A 22,730-nucleotide genomic window follows, 5' to 3' on the forward strand; every position below is an offset into this window, starting at 1 on the left:
GGGACTGAATGAGTCCAACGCATCCGCGCACTTCATTTGAAGGAGCTTTTAATTATGGAATCTTTAATTGACATACAAAAGCGATTATTACCTGACCTGCTTGAAGTTATGCAAAAGAGGCATCAAATTCTACGTTCCATCCGGTTCATGCAGCCTGTCGGACGCAGAAGTCTTGCTCAGAATATGGGCCTGACCGAACGCGTGCTGAGAAGTGAAGTGGAGTTTTTGAATAATCAAGATCTCATTGATATCAAAACTTCCGGGATGATCATGACGGAAGAGGGTATCCAGCTTTTAGAGAATCTTGAAAGCATGATGAGAGAGATTTCCGGAATCAACGTAATGGAACAGGAATTAAAATCGTTACTAAATCTTCATCAAATTGTAATCGTTCCTGGGAATAGTGATGAGTCTCCTTGGGTAAAAGAAGAATTGGGGCGTGCGTCAGCTGCTAGTATGAAACGCCGACTTAAAGGGAATACTATCATCGCTGTGACTGGAGGTTCGACGATGGCAGCCGTAGCAGAAAGGCTGACACCTGATTTCTCTGATGAAACTTTGTTTGTTCCTGCACGGGGTGGAATTGGAGAGGACGTTAAGAACCAGGCCAATACCATTTGTGCCAAGATGGCCGAGCACACAGGAACGCGACATCGTGTTTTATATGTGCCGGATCAGGTTAGTAAAGAAGTATACAAATCCTTTTTGAAAGAACCGATGATCAAAGAGGTTCTTAATCTGATCAAATCGGCTAACATGGTTCTCCATGGAATTGGAGATGCTATTACAATGGCTGAAAGACGAAAGACCACGGACGAAGATTTCGAGAAAATCACCAGGGGTCATGCCGTCGGGGAAGCATTTGGTTATTATTTTGACGAAGCAGGTGAAGTGGTACATAAGGTGCCGACGATCGGCCTGCAATTAGAAGATCTTAGTCACATTGAGAACGTCATCGCCGTCGCTGGCGGCAGCTCGAAGGCGAAAGCGATTCGGGCGTATATGAAGGGTGCTCCTCATAAAACCGTGCTCATCACGGATGAAGGAGCAGCGAGAGAGCTTTTAAAAGGGTAAGCCCTTTTGAAATATAAAAAAATCATCCTTAACTATCTAAAGGAGGAAATTATTCATGGCAACAAAAATTGGTATTAACGGATTTGGACGTATCGGACGTAATGTATTCCGTGCAGCACTTAAAAATAACGACGTAGAGGTAGTAGCAGTTAATGACTTAACTGATGCAAACATGCTTGCTCACCTTTTACAATATGATACAGTTCACGGAACTCTTCAAGAGAAAGTAACTGTTGACGGTGACTACCTTGTAGTTGGCGGTAAGAAAGTAAAAGTATTGGCAGAGCGCGATCCTGCTCAACTTGGTTGGGGAGATCTTGATGTAGATATCGTTGTTGAATCTACGGGCCGTTTCACAAAACGTGCTGACGCAGCGAAGCACATCGAAGCTGGTGCGAAGAAAGTCATCATCTCTGCTCCTGCATCTGATGAAGACATTACAGTGGTTATGGGTGTTAACGAAGATAAATACGACGCGGCTAGCCACGACGTTATCTCTAACGCATCTTGTACAACTAACTGCTTAGCGCCATTCGCGAAAGTTCTTAACGATAAATTCGGAATCAAGCGTGGAATGATGACAACGATCCACTCTTACACAAACGACCAACAAATTTTAGATTTACCACATAAAGATTACCGTCGTGCACGTGCAGCTGCTGAGAACATGATTCCAACAACTACAGGTGCTGCGAAGGCTGTATCTCTAGTACTTCCTGAGCTTAAAGGGAAATTGAACGGTGGAGCGGTTCGTGTTCCAACTCCAAACGTTTCTCTAGTAGACTTAGTTGCTGAACTTGATAAGAACGTAACAGCTGAAGACATTAATGCCGCTTTCAAAGAAGCTTCTGAAGGCGATCTTAAAGGAATCCTTGCTTACAGCGAAGAGCCTTTAGTATCAACTGATTACAATGGCAGCCCTGCTTCTTCTACAATCGATGCACTTTCAACTATGGTTCTAGAAGACAACATGGTGAAAGTCATCTCTTGGTATGACAACGAGAGCGGATACTCTAACCGTGTTGTAGACCTAGCTGGTTATATCGCTTCAAAAGGACTTTAATTCATAAAGTTTTGTAAATTGACATCATTAGCATGGTGATTGATGGATAAATTTTGTCCCACCATCTATAATGAAGATGTGATAAAGGGGAGCGGGGAAGATTCCCCTCTCCCTTTTCTTGTTGTTGTTTCTATTTTTTTGAAAAAGATGTAGAAATTGAAAACCAAAGGAGGCCTTTCACGATGAACAAAAAGTCGATTAAAGATGTCGATGTACGAGGAAAACGCGTATTTTGCCGTGTGGACTTCAATGTACCGATGTCAGAAGGCAAAATCACAGATGAAACCCGCATTCAAGCTGCTCTCCCTACGATCAAGTATCTAGTAGACGGCGGAGCAAAGGTCATTCTGGCTAGTCACTTAGGCCGTCCGAAAGGTGAAGTGGTGGAAGAACTGCGCTTGACACCTGTGGCTGAAAGACTTTCCGAACTTCTCGGGAAAAACGTAGTCAAAGCAGACGAAGCTTATGGTGACGCTGTTCAATCAAAGATCGGCGACATGTCTGAAGGTGACGTTCTTGTACTTGAAAACGTTCGCTTCTATCCTGGTGAAACGAAGAATGACCCTGAGCTTGCGAAAGAATTCGCAGCGCTAGCTGACCTTTATGTGAACGATGCGTTCGGTGCTGCTCACCGTGCACATGCTTCTACTGAAGGAGTGGCGAAACACCTTCCGGCTGTAGCAGGACTTCTGATGGAGAAAGAGCTTGACGTATTAGGAAAAGCCCTATCCAACCCTGAACGCCCATTCACAGCCATCGTCGGTGGAGCGAAAGTCAAAGACAAAATCGGTGTCATCGACAACCTGTTAGATAAAGTGGACAACCTGATCATCGGCGGAGGACTTGCTTACACATTCGTGAAAGCTCAAGGCCATGAAGTAGGGAAATCCCTTCTTGAAGAAGATAAAATTGATTTAGCGAAGCAATTCATGAAAAAAGCAGAAGAAAAAGGCGTTAAATTCCTTATGCCTGTTGATGTAGTCGTTGCTGATGACTTCTCAAATGATGCAAATACGAAAGAAGTGGACATCGATTCGATCCCTTCAGATTGGGAAGCGCTTGATATCGGACCTAAGACGAGAGCTCTATTCCAGGATACGATCAGAGATTCTAAGCTTGTGATCTGGAACGGACCGATGGGTGTATTCGAATTAGAAACATTTGCAAACGGAACGAAAGCCGTAGCGGAGGCGTTAGCCGATGCAACAGATACATATTCTGTTATCGGTGGCGGTGACTCTGCAGCAGCCGTTGAAAAGTTTGGCTATGCTGATAAGATGAGTCATATTTCCACAGGTGGTGGAGCATCACTCGAATTCATGGAAGGAAAAGAACTTCCTGGAGTAGTGGCTCTAAACGATAAATAATCGCTTCTCAAAGACCAACAATTTTGCTGAAACGATTTGAAAACCAGAAAGGATGAGGACATTGCGTAAACCAATTATTGCAGGTAACTGGAAAATGAACAAAACGCTTGGAGAAGCTAAATCCTTTACTGAAGAAGTAAAAGGATTAGTGCCTGATCAGGAAGTAGTAGATTCTGTCATTTGTTCACCAGCCCTATTTTTAGAAACCCTAGTGAACTTGACAAAGGATTCTAAAGTGGCTGTAGGTGCTCAAAACATGCACTTTGAAGAGAACGGAGCGTTCACAGGAGAAGTAAGTCCTGTAGCACTTTCTGACTTAGGTGTACAATATGTCATCCTTGGACACTCTGAACGTCGTGAAATGTTCAACGAAACAGATGAGTCAGTGAACAAGAAGACTCTTGCTGCCTTCAAACACGGTTTAACACCGATCGTTTGTGTAGGTGAAACACTAGAACAACGCGAAAACAATGAAACAAAGGAACTTGTCGGAACTCAAGTGAAAAAAGCACTTGCAGGTCTTTCTGAAGATCAAGTGAAACAAACGGTCATTGCTTATGAGCCAATCTGGGCAATCGGTACTGGTAAATCGTCTACTGCGGAAGATGCGAACGAAGTATGTTCCCACATCCGTCAAGTGGTTGCAGGAGAATTCTCTGAAACAGCGGCAGATGCCGTGCGCATCCAATACGGCGGTAGTGTAAAGCCTGCTAACATCAAAGAATACATGGCTCAATCTGATATCGATGGTGCCCTTGTAGGTGGAGCAAGCCTTGAACCACAAAGCTTCCTTCAATTGTTAGAAGGTGCTAGTAACAATGAGTAAGTCTCCAGTAGCATTAATCATCCTGGACGGCTTTGCCTTCCGTGATGTGAAAGAAGGAAATGCGGTCGCTCAGGCAAACAAGCCGAACTTTGACCGCCTGTGGAATCAATATCCTCATAATCAACTGACTGCCTGTGGCGAAGCTGTGGGACTCCCTGAAGGTCAAATGGGGAACTCCGAAGTGGGTCACTTGAATATCGGTGCAGGACGTATCGTGTACCAAAGCTTGACGCGTGTGAACCTGGCCATCCGTGAAGGGGAATTCGAACAGAATACCACATTCCTGGATGCCATCAATCATGCAAAAGAAAAAGGCACGAATCTTCATATCTTCGGACTGCTTTCGGATGGCGGAGTGCACAGTCATATCGAGCATCTTTATGCCCTTCTTGGTTTAGCGGCCAAAGAAGGAATGAAAGATGTGTATGTCCATGCCTTCCTTGACGGTCGAGACGTCGGCCCTCAAACAGCGAAGAAGTATATTGAAGACGCTGAAGCAAAAATGAAGGAAATCGGCGTCGGACAATTCGCGACGATTTCAGGTCGTTACTATTCAATGGACCGCGATAAGCGTTGGGAACGGGTGGAGAAATCCTACCGTGCCATGGTATATGGTGAAGGCCCAAGCTATCAGGATCCAATCGAACTGGTAAATGATTCGTATGAAAATGGAATCCATGATGAGTTCGTGATTCCATCTGTTATTACAAAAGAAAACGGAGAGCCGGTTGCAACGATTAAAGACGAAGATGCCGTCATTTTCTACAACTTCCGTCCGGACCGTGCCATCCAAATTTCGAATACATTTGCGAATGCAGATTTCCGTTCATTTGAACGTGGGGATAAATCACCGAAAGATCTTCACTTTGTATGCTTAACAAAGTTTAGTGAAACGGTTAATGGATTTGTTGCCTTCAAACCAACAAACCTTGATAACACCCTTGGCGAAGTCCTTTCTCAAAACGGACTGAAGCAATTGCGCATCGCCGAAACAGAGAAATATCCACACGTTACGTTCTTTATGAGCGGTGGACGTGAAGCGGAATTCCCTGGTGAGAAACGGATTCTGATCGATTCTCCTAAAGTGGCAACGTATGACTTGAAGCCTGAAATGAGTGCGTACGAAGTAACGGACGCACTACTTGAAGAGATTCGTGAAGATCGTCAGGATGCCATCATCCTGAACTTTGCCAACCCTGATATGGTTGGTCACTCAGGCATGCTTGAGCCAACGATCAAAGCAATTGAAACAGTGGATGAATGTCTAGGGAAGATCATCGACCTCATCACTGAAAAAGGCGGTACAGCCATCATTACAGCAGACCACGGGAATGCAGATGAAGTACTGACCGAAGAAGGCAAGCCAATGACGGCTCACACAACGAACCCTGTTCCTGTCATCGTGACAAAAGAAGGAATTGAGCTTCGTGACGGTGGAAAACTCGGCGACCTTGCCCCAACCATGTTAGATATATTGAATGTCGATCAACCAGACGAAATGACTGGAATATCATTAATTAAAAAATAAGGAGAGATTCTAAATGCCATTTATTACAGACGTATATGCACGTGAAGTATTGGATTCACGCGGTAACCCAACAATTGAAGTAGAAGTTTACACACAATCAGGTGCTTTCGGACGCGCACTTGTTCCATCTGGAGCGTCAACTGGTGAATATGAAGCAGTTGAACTTCGTGACGGAGATAAAGACCGCTACCTTGGTAAAGGGGTACAAAATGCAGTCGATAACGTAAACAACGAAATCGCTGAAGAAATCATCGGATACGACGTGACAGAACAAGTAGCGATCGACCAGGCGATGATTGCTCTTGACGGTACAGAAAACAAAGGTAAATTAGGTGCCAACGCAATCCTTGGTGTATCCATGGCGGTTGCACGCGCAGCTGCTGACTTCTTCGGAGTTGAATTATACCAATACCTTGGTGGTTTCAACGCGAAGCAGCTTCCAGTACCAATGATGAACATCGTTAATGGTGGAGAGCATGCTGATAACAACGTAGACATCCAGGAATTCATGGTAATGCCTGTAGGAGCTCCTACTTTCAAAGAAGGTCTTCGCATGGGTGCTGAAATTTTCCATAGCCTGAAATCAGTTCTTAAATCAAAAGGTTACAACACTGCAGTTGGTGACGAAGGTGGATTCGCTCCAAACCTTAAATCAAATGAAGAAGCTCTTTCAACCATCATCGAAGCAATCGAAAAAGCCGGTTACAAGCCTGGAGAAGAAGTTCTTCTTGCAATGGACGTAGCAGCTTCTGAAATCTACAACAAAGAAGACGGTAAGTATCATCTTTCTGGCGAAGGCGTCGTTCGTACGTCCGCAGAAATGGTTGATTGGTACGAAGAAATGTGCAACAAATACCCAATCATCTCCATCGAAGACGGTCTTGACGAAAACGACTGGGACGGTTTCAAACTACTGACTGACCGCATCGGTAACAAGGTTCAATTAGTGGGGGATGACCTATTCGTTACAAACACGACGAAGCTTTCTCAAGGTATCGAGCAAGGTATCGGTAACTCGATCCTGATCAAAGTGAACCAAATCGGTACACTGACTGAAACTTTCGACGCGATTGAAATGGCGAAACGCGCTGGTTACACAGCCGTCATCTCTCACCGTTCTGGTGAAACAGAAGACAGCACAATCGCTGACATCGCTGTAGCAACAAACGCTGGTCAAATCAAAACAGGTGCTCCATCACGTACAGACCGCGTAGCAAAATACAACCAACTACTTCGCATCGAAGATCAATTGGCTCACACAGCTCAATATCTTGGAGCGAAAACATTCTATAACGTTAATCGCTAATCGCGATTGAAGAGAGGCAGCCCCGTCTTTGGACGGGGCTGTTTTTTTTGGTTTTGGGGTGGTTTTTGAGGGGTGTCCTGTCGATTGGGGAGGGGTGCGGACGCTTTTGGATGGTATTTGATTTGGTTTTTAAGAATGATTGGAGATACATACTCTTTTCAGGGATGTCCGACTCTTCATTTGAATGGAATCCAGCCAGTTTTGATGATAATCCGGCCGTTTTTGAGTAGAATCCAGCGGTTTTAGGAGAGAATCCAGCCGAATCAATGGAGAATCCGGCCGAAAACGCAAGGAATCCAGCCGTTTAACAATTTAACCCATCACTCCGTCCGCCGATAACCACTGTTCCCGTACCAACTCTTTCCACAATTCAAATAATATTACCTTGTCCAGTCCCTCTTTCCTATGGTAAACTAGTAGTAATGTTATGTTCGTATCAGGAGGTGGGACTCATGCACACAATACTCGTCACTTTACTTATTATTGTATCCATTGCACTTATTGCTCTTGTATTACTTCAATCAGGTAAAAGTGCTGGACTTTCAGGGGCCATCTCTGGTGGTGCAGAACAACTTTTCGGGAAACAAAAAGCTCGTGGGATTGACTTAGTACTGCACAGAATCACAATCGTATTATCGGTACTATTCTTCGTACTAACCATCGCCATCGTAGCTATCTAATACGAACAAAAACCTGATCATTAAGGTCAGGTTTTTTTATTTATCAGACTGATTTTATAAGCGGAATATTGGATTGTCAGACCGATGTTTGCTAAAAATAGAGAGGAAGAGTGGACTAAACGATCGTTTAATAGAATGGAGCCTGTAACATCAAGTTTCTCAGCTACTAATCAAACGTTTGTTTAACAAAAAAATCCACAAACATCCGATTACATACGAAATCATCTAAACAACCGTTTAATAAGATGAAGCCTTTAAAATTAAGGTTTCTGGATACTAATCAAACGTTTGTTTAAATTAAGATTAAAGGAGTCATGTATGATGAAAACCGTATTACCTAAACCATTCACATTCGAAGCAGGTCCAAGAGCCGTCTTGTTGCTTCACGGATTCACGGGGAATTCAGCAGATGTCCGGATGCTTGGACGCTTCTTGGAAAAGAAGGGCTATTCCTCTCACGCACCCCACTATAAAGGACACGGCGTTCCACCGGAGGAGTTGGTCCATACAGGGCCTGAAGATTGGTGGAAGGATGTCATGGAAGGCTATGAGCATTTAAAGAGCAAGGGGTATGAAGAAATTGCGGTTGCAGGCCTTTCTCTAGGAGGGGTATTTTCTCTTAAATTAGGTTACACTGTACCTGTAAAGGGTATTGTCCCTATGTGTGCGCCAATGTATATAAAAAGTGAAGACGTGATGTATAATGGGGTTGTTGATTACGCCCGTGAATTTAAAAAGTTTGAAGGAAAACCGGAAGACCAAATTGAAAAAGAAATAGAAGAATTTAAGAAAACGCCTATGAATACATTGAAGTCCTTGCAGGAATTGATCGCAGATGTACGTGAAAACGTGGACATGATCTATTCACCGACGTTCGTCGTACAGGCAAGACATGATCATATGATCAATACGGATTCTGCGAATATCATTTACGACAACGTCGAGTCGGATGAGAAAGAGATCAAGTGGTACGAAGAGTCCGGTCATGTCATTACTTTGGATAAAGAAAAAGAACAGCTTCATGAAGACGTCTACGGTTTCTTGGAGAAATTGGATTGGACGGTTTGATGAATTCGATGATCAGGAGGGATTGTCATGGACGAAAATATTAAAGTGCATGTGGATAGGCTCCTTTCCTATATGAAGGAAGAAGCTTACAAGCCATTGACGGTACAGGAGCTAGAAGAAGCATTCGGAATTGAAGGGTCCACGAACTTCAAAGACTTTGTCAAAGCACTTGTCGTAATGGAAGAAAAAGGGCTCGTCGTACGTACAAGAAGCAATCGCTACGGCCTGCCTGAAAAAATGAATCTGGTAAGAGGGAAAGTATCCGCTCATGCAAAAGGATTTGCGTTTGTGATACCGGAAGAGTCCGGGATGGACGATATCTTCATCCCTCCTAATGAAACGAATAACGCCATGCATGGCGATATTGTATTAGTAAGAGTTTCAACCTCTTCTTCAGGTTCAAGAAGAGAGGGGACCGTCGTCCGGATCGTCGAACGCGGTGTCGATCAAATGGTTGGTACGTTCACGGAGAGCAAGCATTTCGGTTTTGTCATCCCCGATGATAAGAAGTTTGCCAGTGACGTCTTCATCCCGAAATCTGCCCAGATGGGAGCGGCAGAAGGTCATAAGGTCGTCGTAAAGTTGACGTCATATCCTGAGGGACGCAAGAGTGCTGAAGGGGAAGTCATCGAAATCCTCGGTCATAAAAATGATCCGGGAGTTGATATTCTTTCAATCATCCATAAGCACGGGATTGACGTTGAATTTCCTGAAGAGGTCATGGATCAGGCGAACAAGGTGCCAAGTGAAATCGACGAATCGGAAATTCCGAACCGGAAAGATCTTCGGGATCAGACCATCGTCACGATTGATGGTGCAGACGCCAAGGATCTGGATGATGCCGTAACGGTGACGAAATTGGACAACGGGAACTACAAGCTTGGAGTACATATTGCAGACGTCACCTACTATGTCAAAGAGAGCTCCCCGATTGATCAGGAAGCATTCGATAGGGGAACGTCGGTCTATCTCGTAGACCGGGTCATCCCGATGATTCCGCATCGTTTATCGAACGGGATTTGTTCCCTTAATCCAAAAGTTGATCGTTTAACCTTATCTTGTGACATGGAAATTTCACCTGAAGGCGATGTCGTGAAACATGAAATCTTCCAGAGTGTCATTAAAACGACCGAGCGAATGACCTATTCGGATGTAAACAAGATCCTTGTCGATAAAGACGAAGAGTTACGCACGAAATATGAGCCTTTGGTGCCGATGTTCGAGGAGATGGAGGACCTGGCTCAGGTTCTTCGTACAAAACGGATGAAGCGCGGGGCGATCGACTTTGATTTCAAAGAAGCGAAAGTGCTGGTGAATGACGAAGGGGAACCGACGGATGTCGTCCTTCGTGAACGTTCAGTGGCAGAGAAGCTGATCGAAGAATTCATGTTGGTGGCGAATGAGACGGTTGCCGAGCATTTCCACTGGATGGAAGTGCCATTCATCTACCGAATCCATGAAGATCCGAAGGAAGATAAGCTTCAACGCTTCTTCGAGTTCATCACCAATTTCGGTTTGATTGTAAAAGGAACCGCGAATTCCATCCATCCCCGTGCCCTTCAGGAAATAGTCGAAGACGTACAGGGAGAACCGGAAGAAATGGTCGTTTCGACGATGATGCTTCGTTCCATGCAACAGGCGAAATACGATCCTGAAAGCCTTGGGCACTTCGGACTCGCAACTGAGTTCTATACTCATTTCACATCACCGATCCGTCGTTATCCTGACTTGATCGTTCATCGTTTGATCAGAACGTACTTGATCGAGGGGAAAGTGGATCAGGCCACCCGTGAAAAATGGGGTGCTCAAATGGGGCATATCGCGGAACACACATCAAGCCGTGAGCGCCGTGCAGTGGACGCAGAGCGTGAAACCGATGAACTGAAAAAAGCAGAGTACATGGAAGACAAAGTGGGAGAGGAATACGACGGAATCATCAGCTCCGTTACGAATTTCGGACTGTTCGTCGAATTGCCGAACACCATTGAGGGTCTTGTCCATGTAAGCTATATGACGGACGATTACTACCGGTTTGATGAACGCCATCTTGCCATGATCGGTGAAAGGACTGCCAATGTATTCCGGATTGGTGATGAAATCACGGTTCGTGTCGTAAGCGTCAATAAAGATGAGCGTGCCATTGATTTCGAAATCGTCGGCATGAAAGGGAAGCGCAAAGAGCGCGAAGGCCGTGTCCGTTCGTTTTCGACAGATCAAGGAAAATCAAACCGAGGGAAATCGGATCGGTCTTCATCCAATAAAAAGGACGGAGAATGGTCGACCCGTAAACCAAGCAACAAGAAGAAAAAGACGAATAAGAAGCACTTTGAAAATGCACCTCGAAGCAAACGTAAAAAGAAGAAGTAACAGGTTCAGGAGCAATGGGACATCCTTTGCTCCTTTTCTTTTCAACGTGTAACGATACAATTTTTCTTGGAAATATGAGATAATAATGAGTAAACTGACGGAAATGACTAGGGGGGATTCCAATGCCAAAGGGAGAAGGCAAGCTTATTGCCCAAAATAAAAAAGCGAGGCATGACTATGCCGTAGAAGAAACTTACGAAGCGGGACTGGTGCTCCAGGGGACAGAGATCAAAGCGATCCGGGGAGGCCGTGTGAACTTGAAGGATTCCTTTGCCCGTGTTCAAAATGGAGAAATCTTCGTTCATAATATGCATATCAGTCCATATGAGCAGGGAAATCGTTTTAATCATGAGCCGCTTAGAACACGTAAGCTGCTGCTTCATAAGAGGCAAATCAACAAACTGATTGGTGATTCAAAGGAAGCCGGGTATTCAATCGTTCCACTGAAGCTATACATTAAAAACGGTGTGGCAAAGCTTCTGATCGGGCTGGCACGTGGTAAGAAGAAGTATGATAAACGCGAAGACTTGAAGCGTAAAGAAGCGAATCGTTCCATCCAAAGGGAACTGGCTCAGCGCCAAAAAGGAATGTAACACTACAGATTTCCGGAATTTGGCATTTGCAATTATCTCAGGATTTGTTATACTAGTATATGTCGCGAGGTAATCACGCGGCTGTAAGAACAATTGAATAAGTGACTTACACGCTGAACTTATTCTTTCCCGTTCTTCCCTTTCTATCATGGGGACGTTACGGATTCGACAGGGATAGTTCGAGCTTAGGTCGCGAGCCGTAGGGGTCGTCTACGTTAAAACGCCAAAGCCAATAATAACTGGCAAAACTAACAATAACCTAGCTTTAGCTGCGTAATAGCGCTTTAGCTGTTCCTCCCTCCATCGCCTATGTGGTAGGGTAAGGGACTCACTCTTAGTAGGCTACGCCGGAGTCCACCGTCTGAGGACAAAGGAAGAGACCAATCAGACTAGCTGCACGGACGCCCGTCGATAGGCAGAAGCTGTAGCGAACTTGCGAATATATCGACTACGCTCGTAGACGCTTAAGTGGCGATGTTTCTGGACGTGGGTTCGATTAGTTCATAGTCGCCTTATGTGGTAACACATAAGTGAAAATTTGGCTTTATCGGTGAAACCTAAGTCACACTCAGTGTGATAAGGCAATGCCGAGCGGTATGTGGAGTGATCCAACAGCCGTGTATCGACTTATAGGCTGCCGGATGTCGGTAGTACTAGGATGCGGAATCCTATCTCTCAGCAGATAAATTTATATTTCGCATAATACGCCAAAGGACCTGAAACTACAAGGTTCAAGATATAGTCAGTGCCATGTCGAAAGCATGGAAGTGCACGTCCCACCGTCTCCACCAAATACATATTTGGTGGTTTTTATTTTATCTAGCCATACGAGGGCCTTTGAATATTAACCTCTTAATTTTAAAAAAGTGAAACCATGTTATTGCTGTTTGGCATAAACATGGTTTTTTAGTTCAATTATTGTGGAAAAGGTTTCCTCAATAACATTTTATAATTTGAAAAACTCTTCTTCAAAAGTCACCTTTTGTTTTAAATTATCCGGATTATACTTTCCGTTTCTAACCGTAACTCGATCATAATGATCAAGAATCCAGGATGCTCTTTTCTTCTTTTTGTGAACCCTTAGGAATGGGAAAACTAATTTTAATATATTCAGAACTTGATTCTTAGCCTTGATAGAGAGTGTGTATGAATTAAGGTGACGATCTGGATGGTAGTTTTTCTTTTTAGTGATTTGACCGTTTGTTAGTATTTGAAGATATTCTAAAAGTTCATAATCAGTAGAGGCGATAGTAATGCAGGGGCGTCTATGCTCTTTGTCATGCATTCGTGTCAGTGTTATAGAACCTTCTCCATCAATAATTCCAGCTAAATAAGCTGCCTCCCAATCCTCCATGATAAACAACTCCTATAAATTAATTTATATACCTTTTGTACTATTCCTCTATTTACATAAATTCTAACCAACCTAAATTTCTTTTTTCGCCTATATCTGCACAAATAGCGGATACTTAAAATAGTTCAATCCCTTAAATTTTTTATTTACCCAATACTTTTGCAGAATTTATGCAGTTTGAACTATATCTGTCACAACCAATAAAAACATGGATTATCCGTTTAATGACATTTTAAGTGGATATAGTATAGGTGTAGAAACTAACTTATCTCAAGGAGGAAAATAACATGTCACATGAAAAGTATCAATCTGCCATCAAAGCACTACACGAGTGTATGGAAGCCTGTAACCACTGTTTCGATTCTTGTTTACAAGAAGAGGATATTAACATGATGAAAGAGTGTATCCGTTTGGATCGTGAATGTGCGGATATTTGTGCATACTTAGAACAATCCTTAGTAAGAGGGACGCCATTTGCGGCTGAACTCGCCCAAGTGTGTGCGAAGATTTGTGAAACATGCGGTGAAGAATGTAAGAAGCATGATCATGATCATTGTCAAAAATGTGCGGATGCCTGCTTCAATTGTGCAGAAGAATGTAAAAAAATCGCGTAATCAAAAAGAAGTGGAGACAATCCTATTGTCTCCACTTCTTTTTATGTAGGTTTATATTTTCCACTGGTACCCGATGCCCCAGATTGTTTTCAAATGGTTCTCGATTGGGAATCCGGCTTTTTTTAATTTATCCCTCAGATTCCTGATATGTGAATCGACGGTTCTGATGTCGGTTTTGGAATTGATATCCCATACCATCAGAAGGAGTTGTTCCCTGGTATATACGCGGTCAGTATTCTTCATCAAGGAATGCAGGATATTGTATTCCTTTAAGGTTAAGGAAAGAATTTGATTTTCATACTTTAGCGTATAGGTATGTCCATCCAATGTGAAACCGCCCCTGGTTAGTTGTTCCGAATCTTCTATTTGCTCATAACAGGTTTTTCTTCTGAAAAGGGCATTTACCCGTGCGACAAGTTCCTCTTCGTCAAAAGGCTTGGTAATGTAGTCATCCGCCCCTACATTTAACCCCTTCACGATGTCATCCTTCTCCCCCCTGGCAGTCAACATGATGATGGGAACAGTGGAAAACTTCCTTATTTTTTCACAGGTATGAAAGCCATTCAGTTCCGGCATCATAATGTCTAAAATGATTAGGTCTACGGGATGGTTTTTCATATATTGAATCGCATCATAGCCGTTATTCTTCTTTATACACGAATAATCGTGAGGAGTGAGATAAAGTTCCAATAGATTCAACATCTTTGTTTCGTCATCTATTAATAAAATGGTGTTCATAAGTTCAAACCTCCAGGCATTACATTATGATATTGATTGATGTCCCCTTATCCGGTTCACTTTCGATCGAGATGTTTCCGCCGTGAGCCTCCACGAGCTCCTTTACGATGGATAAACCGAGACCGGAACCTCCAAATTCCCTTGAGCGAGATTTTTCTACCCGGTGTAACCTGTTAAATACCTTGGGAAGCTCATCACTTGGGATCCCGATGCCTTGATCGTTGATTGTAAGGGCCAACCTGCCATTTCCATGTGGTCGGACGATGACCGTAGTCGTTGAACCCGGCTTTGAATATTTCAAGGAGTTATCCAATAGATTCATGATGATTTGTTCCAGACGGATCGGGTCCGCATGGAATGAAAAGGGGTCCTTAACAGAAAGGATTAAATCCATTTCCCGGCTTTTGAAAGCAGGAGTGATTTTTTTAATGATTTTTTGGAAGTGTGGCAATGATTGTATCTCTTCCTGGTGGATGGAAAAGTTATTCTCATCGATTTTGGCAAGTTCAAATAGGTTATCGATTAATGTGACAATGGTTTTTGATTCTTCCTGTATGATCGTTAAATACTCTTTTCTTTCAGTTTCCGGGATTTCGTCTCGAAGAGAGACATTCGTGTATCCAAGAACATAGGTCAACGGGGTTCTCAGCTCGTGAGAAATAGTGGCCAGAAATTCAGAACGGTTGTGTTGAATGGTCTCTAAATCATTGGCTAGAGTTTTGATTGATGCTGCCAGTTCCCCTAGTTCATCTTTTCCCAGATGAGGTAGCTTGACCTCGAAATTCCCTTTGCTCAATTCTTCAGTGGCTTGCTTCATTCTAATTAGTGGCCGTGTCAACATTTTGGATAGAAGAAAATGGATACCTGCTAATATGATGAGACTCATGATTCCTGCAAGAAGAAAGTGTCCATTTAGTTTACTGATTAAGTTCCGTAATGGAGATGCGCTTTTAAACATATAAACATAACCTTCGTTGCCATCCTTCTCAAAAGCTGTAACAGTGGCCAAATAATTCATATCCTTCCAATTTGCTTCAATCACCCTTCCTCCGCGGGGCAAAGATCGGGGGCTTTCATTAATGAGTTCTCTCATTCCTTTTGTTAATTTCTTCGAACTGATAATAACGTGATGATTTTTATCTGTAATCACCACTTCGGTTTCGGTTTTTGATTCCATAAGTGCAATATGATGCAAGGTAGTAGTTGAATAACGATCCTCTAATACATCCCGATGGCTGTTTCCCCGGGAAAGGATGGATTGAAATTCCTCCTCCACCCGTACATCAATAATATTGTCATGGAGGTATAACATTAATAAACCTTCCATGATGAATACGGCGATGGTAAAGTAAGCGGCTAACTTGATTGAAATCTTATTCATATCGGCAACCCCATTTATACATTTCTTTGTTTAGTTTAGGGGAAAAATATGAAAAAAGTATGCATATTATCCCTTCTACTTAAATTCGCTTAATTGAGTACTCAATACGATACCCTAAAAAAGCTGTCTTGAAAATGTTTGTTCTCCATATAATTTGCATATTTGCTGGGTAAAATTTTAAAAGAAATGACTCAAGGAGGTACTACCTATGAAACAACATAGAAGAAAATGGTTCCTATTTATCGTTACTGCTCTGTTTCTCATGTTGAGTGCTTGTTCAAATAATCAAGATGAGAATAAAGCAAATAATGATAATGAGACGGAGAAGTCCGAAGAAATGGATGGTATGGACCATGGTGATATGAATCACTCAGGTTCGGAAGAAGTACCAGAGGGATTGAAAGAAGCATCAAGCCCAAAATATGAAGTAGGAAGCAAAGCCATCATAAAGGCTGATCATATGAAAGGTATGAAGGATGCAGAAGCAACCATTACAGGGGCTTACGACACGGTTGTTTATACGGTTACCTATACACCAACCACTGGTGGAGAGAAAGTGGAGGACCATAAATGGGTCATTCATGAAGAACTGAAAGACTATGGTGATCAACCGTATAAACCTGGAGAAAAGGTGGTCTTGAATGCCGATCATATGAAGGGGATGAAAGGGGCAACGGCTACCATTGACTCTGCTGAGAAGATGACGGTTTATATGGTAGATTACACACCTACTACAGGTGGAGAAGAAGTAAAGAATCACAAATGGGTCACTGAGAGCGAATTATCACCAGTTGAATAATAGAAAAAAGAGATGACCGTATCTTTTACGAATCATCTCTTTTTTGACCAACGGCATATTTTCGTTTTAAAAAGGAAGGAGTTTATAGAATACCGCCAGTGGTACACAATATATACACAGGATAAGGACACAAGCCCATTTTTAATTAATTCCAACTTTATCTGTTGACTATAATCGATTACAGTTGTAAACTATAAATATAAATCGATTACAATTGTAAACGTAAAGGGGTGGTAAACTTGCCCAAAGAAGAAAAACCGGAAATCACGGATTCTGAGTGGGAAGTGATGAGAGTTGTCTGGACGCTCAAAGAAGTGACTAGCAAGGAAATAAGTGCCGTCCTGCAGGAAAAGAAAGAGTGGAAACCGGCAACGACGAAAACCTTTATTGGGCGCCTGGTCAAAAAAGGGATGCTGACAACCGAAAAAATCGGAAACCGGTTCATTTACAGGCCGGGAGTCAGCGAGGAAGAAAGCTTCAAAACACTGAAGTCAGGATTATTCACCCATATATGCAGCCGGGCGGTAGGGAAGACGATTGCCGATCTGATAGGAGAGGCAACGTTGAGTCATGATGATATCGCCCTTCTTGAACAAGTTTTACAAACTAAGAAAAAAGATGCTGTCGATAAGATCGCTTGCAATTGCGTACCAGGACAGTGTACCTGCAAAAAAGATCACGGCATGAACTGCCGTCATTAAAAATTAAAGGAGTGTTTTTGCAATGGAAAAAACATTATTAAACGTATCTGGAATGACATGTGGGAATTGTGTGAAAAAAGTAGAGACGGTCTTAAACGAACTGGACGGGGTAGAAAAAGCCAAAGTTGATCTCGAGAATGGTGCGGCTAAGGTGAAGTATGACGAATCGAAGCAATCACCAGACAGTTTAAGTAGAGCGGTGTCTGATGCGGGATATCAAACAGAACCTGCAAAATAAAAGGTGGCTAGCACAATGACGGAAAAAACATTGAACATCGAAGGAATGACATGTGCCTCTTGTTCACAGGCTGTTGAGAAAGCAACGAAGAAACTGGCTGGTGTTCAACAAGCAAACGTAAATCTTGCAACGGAGAAATTGAATATTACCTATGATGAACATGAGCTCTCACTTGAAGAAATCAAGCAGGCTGTGGATGACGCAGGTTATAGAGCAGTCACAGAAATGGAGAAAAAGACATTCAGCGTGACGGGCATGACGTGCGCATCCTGTGTGCAATCGGTCGAAAAGGCGACAAGAAAATTGGATGGCGTTAAGGATTCGACGGTCAATATGGCTACAGAGAAAATGGTCATTGAGTACGATCCCGCCGTGGTTACCGTGTCTGATATCAAAGGAGCGGTTTCCGACGCCGGATACGGGGCACAGGAGGAGATGGGCTCAGAGGATTCAGTAGATGAAGACAGGGATAAGAAAGAGCAGCACATCAGGACCATGTGGAAACGCTTCTGGGTTTCGGCCGTCTTCACCGTTCCCTTGCTCCTGGTTTCCATGGGGCATATGTTCGGCATGCCTCTGCCCGATGCGATCGATCCGATGGTGAACCCATCTGGATTTGCATTGATACAACTTGTGCTTACCATTCCTGTCGTAGCAATGGGGAAACCATTTTTCACCGTAGGGTTTAAGACGCTTTTCAAACGGCATCCCAATATGGATTCATTGGTGGCGCTCGGAACGGGGGCAGCGTTCTTCTATAGTTTGTTTGCAAGCATCATGATCATAGCAGGCAGTGAAAGCTATGCTCAGAATCTCTATTTTGAATCGGCAGCCGTCATCCTCACCCTCATTACATTAGGGAAGTATTTCGAGGCCCTTTCGAAAGGGAAAACATCTGAAGCGATCAAGAAACTGATGGGGCTTGCCCCTAAAACAGCCACTGCCGTAAGAGGTGGAGCAGAAGCCGAAATCTCGGTCGAAGAAGTGGAAGTCGGGGATATCATCATCGTAAAACCCGGTGAGAAGATACCGGTGGATGGAGTAGTGACAGAAGGAAAAACATCCGTCGATGAAGCAATGCTCACCGGGGAAAGTATCCCTGTTGAGAAAACGTCGGGTTCGAACGTCATCGGTGCGAGCATCAACAAAAATGGAACCATCCGATACGAGGCGACGAAAGTCGGAAAAGATACAGCATTATCCCAGATCATCAAGCTGGTGGAAGATGCTCAGGGCTCAAAGGCCCCCATTGCTAAAATGGCGGATGTGATTTCAGGTTATTTTGTGCCCATCGTCATCGTTCTTGCCATTCTATCCGGGCTCGCCTGGTATGTTTCAGGAGAGTCAGGCCTCTTTGCCTTTACGATTGCCATTTCGATTCTCGTCATCGCCTGTCCTTGTGCTCTTGGACTCGCGACACCTACAGCCATCATGGTCGGTACGGGAAAAGGCGCTGAAAATGGCGTCCTCATTAAAAGCGGTGGAGCCCTTGAAACGACCCACAAAATAGACACCATCGTGTTTGATAAGACCGGTACCATCACGGAAGGTAAGCCTGTCGTGACGGATATCGTGATGGCAGAAGGCTTTTTAGAGGAAGAACTCCTGATTCTTGCTGCTTCAGCTGAAAAGGGATCTGAGCATCCCCTTGGAGAAGCGATTGTCCGAGAAGCGGAAGAGAGAGGATTGACCCTGCGTAAGACTGACTTCTTTGACGCCATCACGGGACAGGGAATTGAAGTGACGGTCGAAGGAGACGATCTCCTCCTCGGAAACCGTAAGCTGATGGACGAAAATGATGTCGATGTCGGTAAATTGGCGGAAGTGTCGGACCGGTTGGCAGCAGAGGGGAAAACGCCGATGTACATCGCCGTCGAAGAAGAGATTGCGGGCATCATCGCCGTTGCCGATACGGTGAAAGAAACGAGTTTCAAAGCCATTGAAAAGCTTCACAGGATGGGGCTCCAAGTGGCCATGATCACGGGAGACAACAAGCGGACGGCGGAAGCGATCGCAAGAGAAGTAGGGATTGACCGCGTACTGAGTGAAGTACTGCCTGAAGACAAAGCAAATGAAGTCAAGAAGCTTCAGGAAGAAGGCAGGAAAGTGGCCATGGTCGGGGACGGGATCAATGACGCCCCGGCCCTTGCGCAGGCTGATATCGGGATCGCCATCGGCTCCGGTACGGACGTGGCCATGGAGTCGGCAGACATCGTCCTCATGAGAAGTGATCTAATGGACGTACCGACAGCCGTTGAACTGAGTAAAGCGACCATAAGGAACATCAAGCAGAATCTTTTCTGGGCATTTGGCTATAACATCCTCGGTATTCCCATTGCCATGGGGATCTTGTATCTGTTCGGCGGACCGTTACTAAACCCAATGATAGCAGGAGCGGCCATGAGCTTCAGCTCCGTATCCGTGTTGCTGAACGCCCTTCGCCTGAAAAGATTCAAACCATCAGAAACGTAGTTCTTGATGAAAGGAGCTTTAGAATACCATGAGTCATGACCTTGAATTAGAACTTTACACCAGACCCACCTGTTCCGACTGTCAAGCCGCTAAAGAATACCTGAATGCACAGAACATCAAGTATGTCCATAAGAACGTAGGAGAAGATGAAAGGTTCGAAAAGGAACTTAAGGAAATATCCGGATCCAGGATCGTTCCTTCATTTGCTTTCTATAAAAAAGGGATATTCGGTAAAAAAAGAGTCGTAAAGAATTTGATTGGGTTTGAGAATAATAAAGAAGAAATCAAGCAATTACTAAGGTTGAAATAGCTCTGACTCAGAGGGATCCTATAAACAAATCAGAAATGTCCAGTAGATGATCAGGGGCATTTCTGATTTTTTTTTTTAGTTGTTTTCTTCATTAAATTTGCACGTTTATGGGGAAGAAAGAATAAAGGAGTCTCCAAGATACTGCATGAGGTTTTTGTTATAAATAATACCATAATGGGTATAGGGGATAAAAAACAAAAAGGAGATGATTCTATGATGAATGGTGGAGGAATGGGCGGCGGATTTTTTGGAACCGGCTTTCTTTTTATCATATTGATCGTAGCGATTGTGGGGGTATTCATTTGGATGATGAGGTCGAAGACGCCGAAAGAGAACAACCCGACGGACAAGGCAAATCGTCATTCATTGAGTGTATTAAAGGACCGACTGGCAAAAGGGGAAATAACAGAAGAAGAATACGAACGACTTAAACGGAAAATCCAAGAGTAATAACCTTAGAGAAGCGATTCTACTTGAAAAATTGGTTGGTACGACAAACGGTTAGGAGAGGCAGCGATGAAAAGAAAAGTTATTGGAAGCATACTCATTACTTTATTAGTGGTAATCGGAGTGATAGTGTTTCTTCAATCACCCTGGTATAAAAGCGGAGAAATGACCTTGCCTAAGGGAGTGACGGACGGGGAGACAAGTATATTAGACGTTAGCGCACAAGAAAAAGGTGACCGCCATGTCAAAAAATTCGAATTAACGGCTCAGAATACGGAGTGGCAGATCAGTGAGGGTAAAAAAGTGGATGCTTGGACTTATAATGGGACGGTTCCTGGAAAATCCATTCGTGTTACGGAAGGAGATTTTGTACAAGTAAAGCTTAAGAACGAGCTTGATGTCCCGGTTACCATTCACTGGCACGGCGTCCTGTTGCCAAATAAAATGGATGGGATCCCAGGTTTGACTCAAGATGCTGTTCAGCCGGGGGAAAGCTTTACCTACGAATTTATTGCAAATGATGCGGGTACGTATTGGTATCATTCCCACCAACAAAGCTCCGTACAGGTCGACAAAGGATTATATGGATCGTTCATTGTGGAAGAAAAGGAAAAAGACTATAAGAAGGATGAAGTCTTCATCCTCGATGAGTGGGCAGTAGATCAAGAAAAAGAAGACATCACCAATATGGGAGGAATGATGAAGGGAGCCATGTCCGGGGACGGTGAAGCAGATACGAAACAAATGTACGATACCTTTACCGTGAACGGGAAATCAGGAAAGGCTATTGAACCCCTTGTGATGGAAGCGGGCGAAAAAGCAAGGTTGAGATTCGTGAATGCCGGATACCAGGTTCATCGGTTGGTCTTTCCGGAGGGATCGATGAAGGTGATTGCGAATGATGCAGAAAGAGTGGTCTCTGAAGATAATAAAACCAATGTTCTTGAAATTGCACCTGGTGAAAGAGTGGATGTGGAATTCACGAAGCCCGATCAAGATACGGTGTTCATTGGTCAGGAACAGAATACAGACCACGCAGAAGACATGATCCTGCCAGTTGTTTCGAATGAGGCTCATCCCGGTCAAGAAGCGTCACTTGCAAGGGAAGCAGGTACTGCGAAAGGAATTTCATATGGGAGTGAAGAACTAATTTTCGACAAAACCCCTGAGCCCGATGTTACCTATGACATGGATCTAAGCATGGGCATGTCAATGGGAGAAGGCATGTCCTTTCAAATCAACGATAAAACCTTTCCCGATACACCGCCTATCAAGGTGGAAGAAGGGGACATCGTAAAAGTCACATTAAGAAATAAAGGCAGGATGAATCATCCCATGCACCTTCATGGTCATCGTTTCCAGGTGGAATCCAAGAACGGAAAAGAATTTGAAAAGCCGATTGTCAAAGATTTGATTCATGTAAAACCAGGCGAGGAATATGTGATTTATTTTAAAGCCGATAATGTGGGAGAATGGTTATTCCATTGCCATGATAACAATCATGCTGCCAGGGGAATGGTGACGATCGTCGATTATGAAGGAGTATATTCCCCGTTTGAGTTAGGTGGGGAAGAGGAGAATCAGCCTAACTGAATTAATCATTAAGACTTACCAAAAGAGAGGAATAGAACATTCTTGAGGGCACAGATATATAAGAAATGAATGTTTTATTGGCATAATGGTAATCTGAAAAAAATTTAAAATCCGCTCACATTTTATAAGTGATGATTATTAATATTCTAAATAATCAACCTATAAACCGCTCTCAATGTTATTCTCAGATAACGTTGAGAGTTATTTTTTT

General features: G+C 43.6%; 21 protein-coding genes and 1 other RNA gene. 19 read left to right on the forward strand and 3 right to left on the reverse strand.

Features of this window, described 5'->3' with window-relative positions:
- The first annotated feature begins 54 nt into the window (after window positions 1-54).
- The 11 genes from ACSQ2E_RS03060 to ssrA all read left to right on the forward strand — a co-directional run bounded on the left by ACSQ2E_RS03060 (window position 55) and on the right by ssrA (window position 12,371).
- The gene (locus ACSQ2E_RS03060) at window positions 55-1,074 is read left to right on the forward strand and encodes a sugar-binding transcriptional regulator (RefSeq protein WP_435989292.1); all 1,020 of its coding nucleotides are present in this window, start codon (window positions 55-57) and stop codon (window positions 1,072-1,074) included.
- Between the two features lie 55 nt (window positions 1,075-1,129).
- Window positions 1,130-2,137 (forward strand): type I glyceraldehyde-3-phosphate dehydrogenase, encoded by a 1,008-nt coding sequence (gap, locus tag ACSQ2E_RS03065; protein ID WP_435989293.1) that lies wholly within the window; start codon window positions 1,130-1,132, stop codon window positions 2,135-2,137.
- Between the two features lie 182 nt (window positions 2,138-2,319).
- Complete coding sequence (locus ACSQ2E_RS03070) at window positions 2,320-3,504, forward strand: phosphoglycerate kinase (RefSeq protein WP_435989294.1); 1,185 nt, start codon at window positions 2,320-2,322, stop codon at window positions 3,502-3,504.
- 61 nt (window positions 3,505-3,565) lie between these two features.
- Window positions 3,566-4,330: a triose-phosphate isomerase gene (tpiA, locus tag ACSQ2E_RS03075; protein ID WP_435989295.1), complete on the forward strand. Its 765-nt coding sequence runs from the start codon at window positions 3,566-3,568 to the stop codon at window positions 4,328-4,330.
- On the forward strand, window positions 4,323-5,858 hold the full coding sequence (gpmI, locus tag ACSQ2E_RS03080; protein ID WP_435989296.1) for a 2,3-bisphosphoglycerate-independent phosphoglycerate mutase: 1,536 nt from the start codon (window positions 4,323-4,325) through the stop codon (window positions 5,856-5,858). Before tpiA ends, gpmI begins: the two co-directional genes overlap by 8 nt.
- A 13-nt stretch (window positions 5,859-5,871) precedes the next feature.
- Window positions 5,872-7,164, forward strand: a complete 1,293-nt coding sequence (gene eno / locus ACSQ2E_RS03085; protein WP_060672587.1) for a phosphopyruvate hydratase — start codon at window positions 5,872-5,874, stop codon at window positions 7,162-7,164.
- Between the two features lie 452 nt (window positions 7,165-7,616).
- Complete coding sequence (secG, locus tag ACSQ2E_RS03090; RefSeq protein ID WP_060672588.1) at window positions 7,617-7,844, forward strand: preprotein translocase subunit SecG; 228 nt, start codon at window positions 7,617-7,619, stop codon at window positions 7,842-7,844.
- Window positions 7,845-8,165: 321 nt separating this feature from the next.
- Complete coding sequence (locus ACSQ2E_RS03095; protein WP_435994370.1) at window positions 8,166-8,912, forward strand: alpha/beta hydrolase; 747 nt, start codon at window positions 8,166-8,168, stop codon at window positions 8,910-8,912.
- Window positions 8,913-8,939: 27 nt separating this feature from the next.
- Window positions 8,940-11,279: a ribonuclease R gene (rnr, locus tag ACSQ2E_RS03100; protein ID WP_435989297.1), complete on the forward strand. Its 2,340-nt coding sequence runs from the start codon at window positions 8,940-8,942 to the stop codon at window positions 11,277-11,279.
- Between the two features lie 122 nt (window positions 11,280-11,401).
- Entirely contained in the window at window positions 11,402-11,872 is a 471-nt protein-coding gene (gene smpB, locus ACSQ2E_RS03105) for an SsrA-binding protein SmpB (protein ID WP_435989298.1), read from the forward strand.
- A gap of 158 nt (window positions 11,873-12,030) precedes the next feature.
- Window positions 12,031-12,371, forward strand: a transfer-messenger RNA (tmRNA) gene (gene ssrA, locus ACSQ2E_RS03110).
- A 447-nt stretch (window positions 12,372-12,818) separates the two neighbouring features.
- On the opposite strand, the gene ACSQ2E_RS03115 is transcribed toward ssrA, so the two are convergent.
- Window positions 12,819-13,226, reverse strand: coding sequence for an LAGLIDADG family homing endonuclease (locus tag ACSQ2E_RS03115; RefSeq protein ID WP_435989299.1), 408 nt, complete (start codon window positions 13,224-13,226; stop codon window positions 12,819-12,821).
- A gap of 287 nt (window positions 13,227-13,513) precedes the next feature.
- Between ACSQ2E_RS03115 and ACSQ2E_RS03120 the strand changes: the two genes are divergently transcribed.
- Window positions 13,514-13,840, forward strand: coding sequence for a four-helix bundle copper-binding protein (locus ACSQ2E_RS03120; RefSeq protein WP_060672600.1), 327 nt, complete (start codon window positions 13,514-13,516; stop codon window positions 13,838-13,840).
- Window positions 13,841-13,891: 51 nt separating this feature from the next.
- Here ACSQ2E_RS03120 and ACSQ2E_RS03125 read toward each other — a convergent pair whose 3' ends face one another.
- Both ACSQ2E_RS03125 and ACSQ2E_RS03130 read right to left on the reverse strand, forming a co-directional pair.
- Entirely contained in the window at window positions 13,892-14,578 is a 687-nt protein-coding gene (locus ACSQ2E_RS03125; RefSeq protein ID WP_435989300.1) for a response regulator transcription factor, read from the reverse strand.
- A 19-nt stretch (window positions 14,579-14,597) separates the two neighbouring features.
- The gene (locus ACSQ2E_RS03130) at window positions 14,598-15,959 is read right to left on the reverse strand and encodes a sensor histidine kinase (protein WP_435989301.1); all 1,362 of its coding nucleotides are present in this window, start codon (window positions 15,957-15,959) and stop codon (window positions 14,598-14,600) included.
- Between the two features lie 208 nt (window positions 15,960-16,167).
- Here ACSQ2E_RS03130 and ACSQ2E_RS03135 point away from each other — a divergent pair, with 208 nt between their 5' ends.
- The 7 genes from ACSQ2E_RS03135 (at window position 16,168) to ACSQ2E_RS03165 (ending at window position 22,519) form a co-directional block, all read left to right on the forward strand.
- Window positions 16,168-16,758 carry a DUF1541 domain-containing protein gene (locus ACSQ2E_RS03135; RefSeq protein ID WP_435989302.1) on the forward strand — a complete coding sequence of 197 codons (591 nt, stop codon included), beginning with the start codon at window positions 16,168-16,170 and terminating at the stop codon, window positions 16,756-16,758.
- 239 nt (window positions 16,759-16,997) lie between these two features.
- Window positions 16,998-17,459: a CopY/TcrY family copper transport repressor gene (locus ACSQ2E_RS03140; RefSeq protein ID WP_435989303.1), complete on the forward strand. Its 462-nt coding sequence runs from the start codon at window positions 16,998-17,000 to the stop codon at window positions 17,457-17,459.
- A 22-nt stretch (window positions 17,460-17,481) separates the two neighbouring features.
- A complete protein-coding gene (locus tag ACSQ2E_RS03145) occupies window positions 17,482-17,697 on the forward strand; it encodes a heavy-metal-associated domain-containing protein (RefSeq protein ID WP_435989304.1) in 216 nt (71 codons plus the stop codon).
- A 15-nt stretch (window positions 17,698-17,712) separates the two neighbouring features.
- Entirely contained in the window at window positions 17,713-20,169 is a 2,457-nt protein-coding gene (locus ACSQ2E_RS03150) for a heavy metal translocating P-type ATPase (RefSeq protein ID WP_435989305.1), read from the forward strand.
- A 28-nt stretch (window positions 20,170-20,197) separates the two neighbouring features.
- Window positions 20,198-20,479 carry a glutaredoxin family protein gene (locus ACSQ2E_RS03155; protein WP_435989306.1) on the forward strand — a complete coding sequence of 94 codons (282 nt, stop codon included), beginning with the start codon at window positions 20,198-20,200 and terminating at the stop codon, window positions 20,477-20,479.
- A gap of 213 nt (window positions 20,480-20,692) precedes the next feature.
- Window positions 20,693-20,929, forward strand: coding sequence for an SHOCT domain-containing protein (locus ACSQ2E_RS03160; protein ID WP_435989307.1), 237 nt, complete (start codon window positions 20,693-20,695; stop codon window positions 20,927-20,929).
- Between the two features lie 66 nt (window positions 20,930-20,995).
- Window positions 20,996-22,519, forward strand: a complete 1,524-nt coding sequence (locus ACSQ2E_RS03165) for a multicopper oxidase family protein (protein ID WP_435989308.1) — start codon at window positions 20,996-20,998, stop codon at window positions 22,517-22,519.
- Window positions 22,520-22,730: the final 211 nt, after the last annotated feature.

The organism is Rossellomorea sp. LjRoot5, from assembly GCF_964253455.1.
GTDB lineage: Bacteria > Bacillota > Bacilli > Bacillales > Bacillaceae_B > Rossellomorea.

Excerpts from the sequence above, each read along its gene's own strand:
- ACSQ2E_RS03060 (WP_435989292.1), top strand. The coding sequence starts at position 55 with ATGGAATCTTTAATTGACATACAAAAGCGATTATTACCTGACCTGCTT.
- gap (WP_435989293.1), top strand. The coding sequence starts at position 1,130 with ATGGCAACAAAAATTGGTATTAACGGATTTGGACGTATCGGACGTAAT.
- ACSQ2E_RS03070 (WP_435989294.1), top strand. The coding sequence starts at position 2,320 with ATGAACAAAAAGTCGATTAAAGATGTCGATGTACGAGGAAAACGCGTA.
- gpmI (WP_435989296.1), top strand. The coding sequence starts at position 4,323 with ATGAGTAAGTCTCCAGTAGCATTAATCATCCTGGACGGCTTTGCCTTC.
- eno (WP_060672587.1), top strand. The coding sequence starts at position 5,872 with ATGCCATTTATTACAGACGTATATGCACGTGAAGTATTGGATTCACGC.
- secG (WP_060672588.1), top strand. The coding sequence starts at position 7,617 with ATGCACACAATACTCGTCACTTTACTTATTATTGTATCCATTGCACTT.
- ACSQ2E_RS03095 (WP_435994370.1), top strand. The coding sequence starts at position 8,166 with ATGAAAACCGTATTACCTAAACCATTCACATTCGAAGCAGGTCCAAGA.
- rnr (WP_435989297.1), top strand. The coding sequence starts at position 8,940 with ATGGACGAAAATATTAAAGTGCATGTGGATAGGCTCCTTTCCTATATG.
- smpB (WP_435989298.1), top strand. The coding sequence starts at position 11,402 with ATGCCAAAGGGAGAAGGCAAGCTTATTGCCCAAAATAAAAAAGCGAGG.
- ACSQ2E_RS03115 (WP_435989299.1), bottom strand. The coding sequence starts at position 13,226 with ATGGAGGATTGGGAGGCAGCTTATTTAGCTGGAATTATTGATGGAGAA.
- ACSQ2E_RS03120 (WP_060672600.1), top strand. The coding sequence starts at position 13,514 with ATGTCACATGAAAAGTATCAATCTGCCATCAAAGCACTACACGAGTGT.
- ACSQ2E_RS03125 (WP_435989300.1), bottom strand. The coding sequence starts at position 14,578 with ATGAACACCATTTTATTAATAGATGACGAAACAAAGATGTTGAATCTA.
- ACSQ2E_RS03130 (WP_435989301.1), bottom strand. The coding sequence starts at position 15,959 with ATGAATAAGATTTCAATCAAGTTAGCCGCTTACTTTACCATCGCCGTA.
- ACSQ2E_RS03135 (WP_435989302.1), top strand. The coding sequence starts at position 16,168 with ATGAAACAACATAGAAGAAAATGGTTCCTATTTATCGTTACTGCTCTG.
- ACSQ2E_RS03145 (WP_435989304.1), top strand. The coding sequence starts at position 17,482 with ATGGAAAAAACATTATTAAACGTATCTGGAATGACATGTGGGAATTGT.
- ACSQ2E_RS03150 (WP_435989305.1), top strand. The coding sequence starts at position 17,713 with ATGACGGAAAAAACATTGAACATCGAAGGAATGACATGTGCCTCTTGT.
- ACSQ2E_RS03155 (WP_435989306.1), top strand. The coding sequence starts at position 20,198 with ATGAGTCATGACCTTGAATTAGAACTTTACACCAGACCCACCTGTTCC.
- ACSQ2E_RS03160 (WP_435989307.1), top strand. The coding sequence starts at position 20,693 with ATGATGAATGGTGGAGGAATGGGCGGCGGATTTTTTGGAACCGGCTTT.
- ACSQ2E_RS03165 (WP_435989308.1), top strand. The coding sequence starts at position 20,996 with ATGAAAAGAAAAGTTATTGGAAGCATACTCATTACTTTATTAGTGGTA.